The 9,241-nt window shown below is 33.7% G+C and carries 8 protein-coding genes; 4 read left to right on the top strand and 4 right to left on the bottom strand.

What is annotated here, in order from left to right:
- Both WMO19_RS06475 and WMO19_RS06470 read left to right on the top strand, forming a co-directional pair.
- On the top strand, positions 1–684 hold a 684-nt coding region (locus WMO19_RS06475), incomplete at its 5' end, for an IS3 family transposase (RefSeq protein ID WP_349170855.1).
- An 804-nt stretch (positions 685–1,488) separates the two neighbouring features.
- Complete coding sequence (locus WMO19_RS06470; RefSeq protein ID WP_349170853.1) at positions 1,489–1,839, top strand: Spx/MgsR family RNA polymerase-binding regulatory protein; 351 nt, start codon at positions 1,489–1,491, stop codon at positions 1,837–1,839.
- 105 nt (positions 1,840–1,944) lie between these two features.
- Here WMO19_RS06470 and WMO19_RS06465 read toward each other — a convergent pair whose 3' ends face one another.
- The 4 genes from WMO19_RS06465 to WMO19_RS06450 form a co-directional block, all read right to left on the bottom strand.
- The gene (locus tag WMO19_RS06465) at positions 1,945–3,471 is read right to left on the bottom strand and encodes a ClC family H(+)/Cl(-) exchange transporter (protein WP_349170852.1); all 1,527 of its coding nucleotides are present in this window, start codon (positions 3,469–3,471) and stop codon (positions 1,945–1,947) included.
- Positions 3,461–4,657, bottom strand: coding sequence for a hypothetical protein (locus WMO19_RS06460; protein WP_349170850.1), 1,197 nt, complete (start codon positions 4,655–4,657; stop codon positions 3,461–3,463). Before WMO19_RS06460 ends, WMO19_RS06465 begins: the two co-directional genes overlap by 11 nt.
- 86 nt (positions 4,658–4,743) lie before the next feature.
- Positions 4,744–6,096 (bottom strand): MATE family efflux transporter, encoded by a 1,353-nt coding sequence (locus WMO19_RS06455; protein ID WP_019125039.1) that lies wholly within the window; start codon positions 6,094–6,096, stop codon positions 4,744–4,746.
- Positions 6,089–6,712 (bottom strand): NAD(P)H-hydrate epimerase, encoded by a 624-nt coding sequence (locus WMO19_RS06450; protein WP_316719396.1) that lies wholly within the window; start codon positions 6,710–6,712, stop codon positions 6,089–6,091. Before WMO19_RS06450 ends, WMO19_RS06455 begins: the two co-directional genes overlap by 8 nt.
- 398 nt (positions 6,713–7,110) lie before the next feature.
- Between WMO19_RS06450 and WMO19_RS06445 the strand changes: the two genes are divergently transcribed.
- Both WMO19_RS06445 and WMO19_RS06440 read left to right on the top strand, forming a co-directional pair.
- The gene (locus tag WMO19_RS06445) at positions 7,111–7,743 is read left to right on the top strand and encodes a helix-turn-helix domain-containing protein (RefSeq protein ID WP_019125041.1); all 633 of its coding nucleotides are present in this window, start codon (positions 7,111–7,113) and stop codon (positions 7,741–7,743) included.
- A gap of 58 nt (positions 7,744–7,801) precedes the next feature.
- Complete coding sequence (locus tag WMO19_RS06440) at positions 7,802–9,238, top strand: MBOAT family O-acyltransferase (RefSeq protein ID WP_349170848.1); 1,437 nt, start codon at positions 7,802–7,804, stop codon at positions 9,236–9,238.
- Positions 9,239–9,241: the final 3 nt, after the last annotated feature.

The raw sequence follows: 9,241 nt of genomic DNA, 5'->3' as shown, positions 1-9,241 counted from the left end.
CTAAAAAGATTAGGCTATGTAATAAACAAGAAGAAAGTACAAAGACTAGTACAAAAACTAAAACTTCAAGTAACAAGTTTCTCAAAGAAAACAAGAAAATATTCCTCATACAAAGGAACAATAGGAAAAGTAGCAGATAATGAAATAAATAGAAACTTTAAAGTAGAAAAAGCCTACACATGTATAACAACAGATACAACAGAATTTAAATACCTAGAAAAAGATAAAAATGGAAACTATCAAGTAAAAAAACTTTACCTAAACCCATATTTAGATATGTATAACAGTGAAATCATAAGTTACGAAATATCAAAACAACCAACACTAGAACCAATACTAAAAGCCTTAGAAAAAGCAATAAAAATAACAAATATAAATAAAGAAGAAAGAGTCTTTCATTCAGACCAAGGCTGGGCTTATCAAGTAAAACAATATACATCAAAACTTGAAGCCAAAGGAATAACCCAATCAATGTCAAGAAAAGGCAATTGTCTAGATAACTCCCCAATGGAAAACTTCTTTGGAATACTAAAACAAGAAATATACTATGGCAAAAAATTCTATTCATATGAAGAATTAAAAGAAACAATAGAAGAATATATGGAATATTACAATAAATATAGAATAAAAGAGAAATTAGGATATTTAAGTCCAATAGAATATAGAGAAAAGAATGCAGCATAAAAATTCCACCCCTAGGGGTGGAAAGTAATAAAATAATACCAGAACTAGCAAACTACCAGTCCTGGTATTAGGTCCAACTTTATGGGGTCACCACATTTGTCGTGGCGATTTTTTTGTGGCTTCTTGCAGATTTTTATGTAAATACAAATTTTCTTGGACTTGTGAAATTTTATCTTATGAATTGTATTTAAAAAAATATAATTTATTTATGTGGCAAAATTTTTTTGTGTCGCAATTTATTTTCCAACTAATAACTTAAAAAGAACATAAAAAAAGAATGCCTTTATTTTCTAAATAAATGACATTCTTTTTAAATATCCAATTCCATCCAACTTAAACTTTTTGGTTCAATCACTACTATCACCTTTATTCTTATTTTACCAAAGCCTTATATAAAATAAATATTTCTCGCATTCCCAACTCTAAGTCTGCGTACCACTTTATATAAAAACTAAGAGTAATATCTAAACAAACTATTTACCATCAATTATTTTAAAAGTTATACTATTAAAAATTCTTTATCGTCCATAAAAAACTATTCGATTTATATAAAAGTCTTGGCATTTTAAGTCAAAACTTGTAAAATTAATAAAAATCAAAAACATTTTTACTGATCTTGGATGGAATTGTCATGTTTCGCCAAATAAGAAACTTCACAATAATTCTATTCACTTCAATAAGTTAATCTTATTTGGTACTATCATTATACCACACTAAATTAAAATGTAAACACTTTTTGCAAAAATTTTTAAAAATTTTTTTATTTTTTTGTAGTATAATGAAATTACTAAAAGGAGGCTGAAAATGAACACATTGATCGGCTACAAAAGATGTAGCACTTGCAAAAATATAGAAAAATTATTGGAAGAAAAAAATATTTCCTACGACTACAGGGAAATCGACAAGGACCTCTTGTCTGTTGATGAGCTTAAAAAAATAAAGGACTTGGCAGAAGTTGACATCTTTAAACTCTTTAACACATCTGGCGTGAGGTATAGAGAGCTTGGACTAAAGGACAAAAAAAATGAAATGACAGAAGAAGAAATTTTTGAGCTTCTCTCCACTGACGGCATGCTAGTAAAAAGACCAATCCTTTTGACAGAGGAAAGAGCCTTTGTAGGTCCCCAAGTAAAAAAATATTTAGAAAGTCTATAAAATTAAATAAAAAATTTACAGAGTGCAAGAAAAACTTGCACTTTTTCTATGCAAAAAAATATAAAAACACAAAAAAATACCAGAGCTTAAGCCCTGGCATATAATTTATTCGTTTTTTAAAAATTTGTCTATCTCTAGGGCGTCTGCTGCCTTTATTAGGACTGTAATTTTGTCACCTAAAAGGATCAAGTCGTCTGCTGTTGGGACGATTTCTGTTCCTTCTCTTTCTATTGACATTATTATTAGGTGCCTTGGGAAATTTATTTCTCTCAGGCTCTTCCCTATTATTTTTAAGTCGCCAGTGATTGTGTACTCAAAGACTGAATAGTCGCCAAGTTCTCTTTCTTTTGGACTGAGTAGGTTTTTGTCCCTTAGTTGTCTCTCGAAAAGGGTGTCATAAATTGGGGCAACTTTTAAGATTTCTGCCACATAATAGGAGACGACGACTACTATGGATAGGGCAATTAAGTGATCAAAGGTCTTGGTCATCTCTGTTACTAAGATCACTGAAAGAATTGGACTTCTCACTACTGATGCAAGGATGCCACTCATGCCGAGAATTATGAAGTTGACATAATATGGATCTAGGTCAAGCTTCTTTCCAAGTAGGGCAAATATTAATGTCCCGCATGACCCACCTATGACTAGGACTGGCAAAAAGATTCCGCCTTGGACTCCTGAGCCATAGCAAAATGTTGTGTAAAATAATTTCACAAGAAGGATTGCCAAAATGTACTTTACTGCAAATTCTTCCTTTGCCATTTTTTCTAGCAGTCCATGTCCGCCGCCTGTTCCTTCAAAAAAGCTAAAGCCAATTATTATTGTCACGCCCATAAGTAGGGCGTACTTTAAAATTTTTGAATCTATTTTTTTGAAGAGGTCTTGAAATTTTGTTATTAGTAAGTTATATAGTCCTCCAACTAAACCTGTGAGAATGCCAATTAGTATTGCCAGCCAAATTAAATTCATGGGTAGGGACTCTGTCACGAAGAAGGAGAAAGATGTTTCCGCCCCCATTATGACAAAGGACACATAGTTGGCTGTTATTGATGCTATAAGGGCTGGCAAGAGGACATACTTTGAATAGGTTTTGTGGAGTTCTTCTATGGCAAAGATGCAACCTGCCATTGGCGCGTTAAAGGCTGCGGCAAGTCCTGCTGCTGCTCCTGCTGTTATCATGTATTTTATTTCGTCGGGAGGCCTTTTCAAGGTCTTGCCTATAAATTTTGCTGCTGCGCCACCCATTTGTATTGATGGACCTTCTCTTCCAAGGGAAAATCCCATGAGGTTACCCAGTCCGCCACCCACTATTTTTGACACCAAGGTTGGGACTTCATCCATATTGAATTTGCCAAGGATTTCGCCACGAATTTGTGGTATTCCACTGCCGCCTGATAGGGGCGCCCATTTTAAGAGCCTATAAATTATAAAAGATATTATTATTGCAAGGACAAGTAAAATTAAAAGGGACTTTATACTAAATTCGCTGTATAAAAATTTTCTGTAAGAATCCATCTTCATTATTACAAACCTGTAGAGAACTGAAAAGAGTCCTGCGAAGATCCCTACAATTAGGGAGTCAATTAATATTCTAAATATTAATTTGCTTTTTTGGTTAAAATCATCTTTCATTCCTTGCTCCTTTTATTAAATTATTCCAATCTTCTTCACTTAATTTTAAAATTTCTATATAATTTTTTTCTTTTTCTATTTTATTTGGGACTGTATAAAAATTGAAGTTGACTTTTTTTATCTTGCTGCCATCTATGTCAGCTATGACCTTAAATTTTTTGGACTTGATGAGATTATAGAAGCGGGCGTTTATGTGAGTTAGCTCGTCGTGATAGATGAGCTTATTATTTTTGGGATAGTAGCTCATCCTGAAGTTCCTGTCGTCAATCTTGCCCTTAATAGTTTTTAGGCTTTCATTTTCTTCATGCTCAATATAAATATGCCTGTGGGGCACCTTTAATTCAAAGTCCTCCTTAATTTTTAGGCTGTACTTTTTGTCAGCTGACTGAAGTTTTAAGAGGTTTAAATCCTCATCAGTGTCCATGTAAAATACTATGTCATCTCTATTTTTTAGGTCACCTGAAATATTTTTAAATTCTTTTTCCAGAATTTTGCTTATATAAGTGTAGGGAAAATAATTTTCTTCTCTATAAAATTCTTCCACCTTATTCATAAGTTTTTCCAGGTCCTTGGACTTCACCTTGATTTCAAATTTATTGTCAGAAATATTTTTCACATGAGTTGTCCTTATTATTTCCGTCCACTCTTTTTTACAATATTTTTTTAGCTCTGAATTTTTTTCAGAGAAGGAAACTGGTGGGAGAAATAATTTTTTGTTTTCTATGTCGTAGCCCAAATCACTTAGGACATGGGAGTCGCGAGAGAGATTCACCATAGTGTTCCTGTCAATGTATAGGGGCAAGTGGGACAAGTCTTCTCTATAAAGATAGACATCACTATTTACAATTTTTTCGCCAACTGTCTCTATATTATTGTCTTTTTCTCTCCTCTTCATAAAATATCTGGACTTATTACTTGCGCTTTGAAAGTTTATAATATTTAATTTGTCGCCACTTATGCCTTGGCTGCTTAACCTTATGCCATAGTCTCCGCTGGTCTTCACCTTTTCGAAAATATCTGACAGACCAAAGTCTTCTATGTAATCATCGGCAAAGGCAAAAATTCTGTCGTCAATGGTGTAGAGAACTTCTGCCACGATTTTTTTGGGATAGCGTCTAAAGCTTGTCAGGCTCCAAAAAAATCCTCCAAGTAAAATTAATATTAAAAAAATGCTTTTCTTTTTCATATCATCACTGCTTTTTATATATTAAGTATAGTTTACAATAAAACTTTATTTTATTGCAATAAAAAAGGCACCTGTGGTGCCAAATTTTACATATCTATATTTTTTCTCCACTTGCCAAACTTGTAATAAATTGCCATCAATAAGAAATTTGCAAAGTAAGACACTGGATAGATTATACTAATTACTCTTATGGAATTAAATATTGGCATTGCAAAGTAAACTACTACCAGCCTCAAAATGCAAATTGTAAGCAGGGAAATGATCATTGGACCCATGGCATGTCCGCTTCCTCTTATGAAGCCAGAAATGGTTTCTGAGAGTCCAAAGAACCAAATGCCAAGACTTATTATCTTCAAGAAATCGGCACCATAGGCTACTACATCTGGGTCTGGATTAAATATTGCAATAAGTGGTTCTGCCAGTGTAAAGGCAATTACCGATAGGACAGCAGAGATTCCAAAGACTATTAAAAGGGAAACTTTCAAGCCTTCTCTTAGTCTATCGAATTTTTGTGCCCCAAAATTTTGTCCTGAGAAAGTTGTTGCCGCAAGGGCTATGGCTTGAAGGGACATAAATAAAAATCCGTCGATCCTTCCTTCAGCTGCAACACCTGCAATGGCATCGGCACCAAAGTAGTTGATCTTTGCCTGGAAAATTACATTTGTAAAAGACAAGAGTGCTGTCTGCACTCCCGTAGGTATGCCCACATCAAAAATTCTCTTGGCTTCATGCTTGTGAAGTTTTATTTCTTCTTTTCTAAGCTTATAAGACCCGTCTGTCTTTAGTAGTGAATAAGTAACTAGGATGGCTGATACAACTTGTGATGCAAGAGTAGCTATGCCTGCTCCCAAGACTGACATATGAAGCCAGCCTACTAAGATAAGGTCAAGGACAATATTTACTATAGCTGACACACACAAGAAGTTAAAGGGTCTCTTAGAGTCTCCAGTCGCCCTTAGGATAGATGCCCCCATGTTGTAAATTAAAATTGGAACAGTGCCCATAAAGAAAACTCGCATATAAATTGTGGCATCATTAAGAATTTCTGGAGGCGTGTCCATTATTCTTAAAAAGAAGGGTGTCGTTAGATAACCAAAAATTGTTATAAAGAGCCCTGATGCCAGACCAAGAAAGTAGGAAACACCTACAGATTTTTTTAAAGCCTCTCTGTCATTTGACCCATAGTATAGGGAGATGACCACAGATGCACCAGTGGTAAGGCCCAAGAAAAGTCCAATTAGTAAGTTGGAAACAGGTCCCGTTGCACCAACTGCTGCCATGGGATTTTTGCCAGCGAACCTACCAACTATCATAAGGTCGGCAGTGTTGTATAGCTGTTGCAAAAAATTTGTGAGAAGTAGTGGTATTGCAAATTTTATTAGACCTTCAACTATTGAGCCTTCTGTCAAATTTATATTTCTGCTAATTTTTTTACTCATCCTTGTACCTCACAATCCCAATATATATTTTCTTAAGCTCTCCCACATTGCTATTCAAAAGCTCACCCTTTTTTATATCGGATATTGCGTAGGTAACATTACAAGCCACACAGTTGCCATATTCTTCGCCTGTGTCTGCATCCATGCCAGAAGGTATGTCCACAGCAATTATATAATTGCCGTGAATATTTATGGCATCAATTAAAGACCTGTAAAATTTATTTAACTTCCTATTGAGTCCTGTGCCGAAAATTGCGTCTACAGTAATTTCATTTACTTCAATGGATTCAATTAGTTCGTCAAAATTATCATCTTCTATATATTTTACATCTGTAAGTTTTTTTATTATTTCTAAGTTTTTGGAAAATTCTTCGCTCTCCTTGTCGCCAACAACAAAGACTTCCACGATTTTTCCACTGAGAATCAAATGTCTTGCGATGACAAGTCCATCGCCACCGTTATTTCCCTTACCGCAAATTATCGTAAAGGAATCGTACTGATTAATTTCGCGGAAAATTCCCATTCCTGCGTTTTCCATTAAAATAAGAGAATCAATTTTAAATTCTTCTATTGTTCTCTTCTCTAGTTCAATCATTTTGTCTCTTGAAATTGTCACAGTAATCCCTCCCTGCTCTTATTATATGCTATTTAGTAAAAATTGACACCACATTATAAAAATTTTAAAAATTATATTTGACTTCTTTCTTTTCATTTTTAATTTAAAATTTTTTTCGCCAAGAAATTTTTTTAAAAAAATTTTAAAATTATTCATCTCTCAAAGTATCTCACAGAAAATTTTTCTCGCCAATATTTTTTGTGATTTTTCGCAAGGACAATATCTTACAACAAAAAGTGTCAAAATGCAAAAAATTTCACAGACAAAATTTTTTAAAAATTTATAGAATTTATTTGTTGATATTTAATATCATTTGTCTTATAATTGGGTTAAAGATAATACTTATCAAAATTTTAATAATTACACATAAAATAAAATTAAATAATAAAGGAGGACTTATGACAAATTATCTTACTATTGCCGAAAAGGCAAAGCCCGAATGCATAAATTGTGCTCACGAGATTTTTGAAAATATTTCAAAAAATTCACTTAGCAAGAGCCTTGATGAGATGAAAAAGCAAATTGATGACCTAAACACCTTCCTGTATACATATTTCCTAATTACATATAACAAGGATCTAACAGATATACACGATGACTTCACCCTTAAATTAAAAAAGGCAGAAGACAAGTCAGCTCTCAAGTATATTGCCAAGGATTTAATAGAATCTTATTCCAATTCCCTTCTCGATGAAATGGATTTTTCCAGAAACGAAATAATTGACAAGGCTTTAAAAATTATAAACAGCGAATATACTTTAGGCTTAAACCTAGAAGAGCTTGCAGAAAAACTTCACCTATCAAAAAATTATCTCTGCTCACTTTTTAAAGAAGAGACAGGATACACTTTTTGCCAATATTTAAATACCCTAAAGACAAACAAGGCGAAAAAACTTCTCTTAGAGGACAAAAAAACTTTAGAATACATAAGTTATGAGTGTGGATTTTCTTCACAACCACATTTTACTATGACCTTCAAAAAGTACACTGGCAAAACTCCTAGAGAGTACAAGATGAGCGTTGCTCCTTAATAATCCAATATTGAAATCCTCCATCATTTGCTATAATATAAAGTGATTGGAGGATTTTATGCTTTTTAATTCACTTGAATACTTAATTTTTTTGCCAATAGTTGTAATTTTTTACAATTTATTGCCACAAAAACTTAAAAATATATTTTTGCTCTTGGCAAGCCTCACTTTTTATAGCTTTTGGAATGTGAAATACACCCTCCTCATGGTCTTCTCAATATTTGTTACCTACATGACAGGTCTTTATATTGAGAAAAACAGAGGGCAGGTTAAAAAAATGAAGCTTGCTGTCTTTTTGTGCTTTTTTATAAATTTGGGCATACTCTTTGTCTTTAAGTACTTTAATTTTTTTGCCGACCTCTTAAATAATTTTTCTGGCAAAGATTTTAACCTGGCCCTTGATGTCCTTCTTCCCGTTGGGATTTCCTTTTACACCTTCCAGGCTCTGGGCTACACAATTGATGTCTACAGAAAGGACATAAGGGCAGAAGAAAATTTTATTGACTACGCACTTTTTGTATCCTTTTTTCCACAACTTGTGGCAGGACCCATTGAAAGAAGTGTAAACTTACTTCCACAGATCAAAAAACCTAGAAAATTTTCCTACGACAACTTAGTCAAGGGTCTTGTCCTATTTTTTTATGGAATGTTTTTAAAATTAATTATTGCCGACAGGGCAGCCATTCTCGTCAATGAAGTTTTTGGAAATTACAAAAATTTTTCTAGGGAGATCTTAATCATCTCTGGGATTTTATTTACCCTACAAATTTATTGCGACTTCTACTCCTATTCCATAATGGCTAAGGGATCTGCGAAGATCTTAGGCATTGACCTTATGGACAACTTTAAGGAGCCACTTTTATCTAAATCCATAACAGAATTTTGGAGAAGGTGGCATATTTCCCTCTCCACTTGGTTTAAGGACTACCTCTACATTCCCCTTGGCGGCAACAGAAAGGGAGACCTTCGCAAATATTTTAACCTTCTTGTGGTCTTTCTCGTAAGTGGACTTTGGCATGGGGCAGAACTTTCCTTTGTCCTTTGGGGTCTCATCCACGGAGTCTTTAATGTCCTTGAAAATATTTTGGGCATCAATAAAAAGTCCAAGAGAAATATTTTATTAGACAGCCTGAGAAGAGTCCTCACCTTTATAATTGTTGTCTTTGCCTTTATTTATTTTAGGGCAGAAAATATTCATCACGGCAATGAATATCTCCTTGCAATTTTAAATAATCCAAGATCTTTAAATTTAATGGAGGACCTTTCTAAGACTAAATTTGGCACAGCAAATATTTATCCCCTTCTTGTTGGCATAGCCATTTTATTTATCTTTGATGTGCTTAAGTACAACAAGATAAATTTAAGCGAAAAAGTTTTAAAAATAATTCTCCCAATAAGGTGGATAATTTACCTTGCCTTTATCTTTGCCATAATAATTTTCGGCGTCTATGGTCCAGAATTTTCTGAATCCGCCTTTATTTACTTCCAGTTCTAGTTT

Origin of the sequence: Peptoniphilus hominis (ex Hitch et al. 2025) (genome assembly GCF_040096015.1) — a bacterium.
Lineage (GTDB): Bacteria > Bacillota > Clostridia > Tissierellales > Peptoniphilaceae > Peptoniphilus_A > Peptoniphilus_A hominis.
This window is presented reverse-complemented; position numbering and strand designations above follow the sequence as displayed.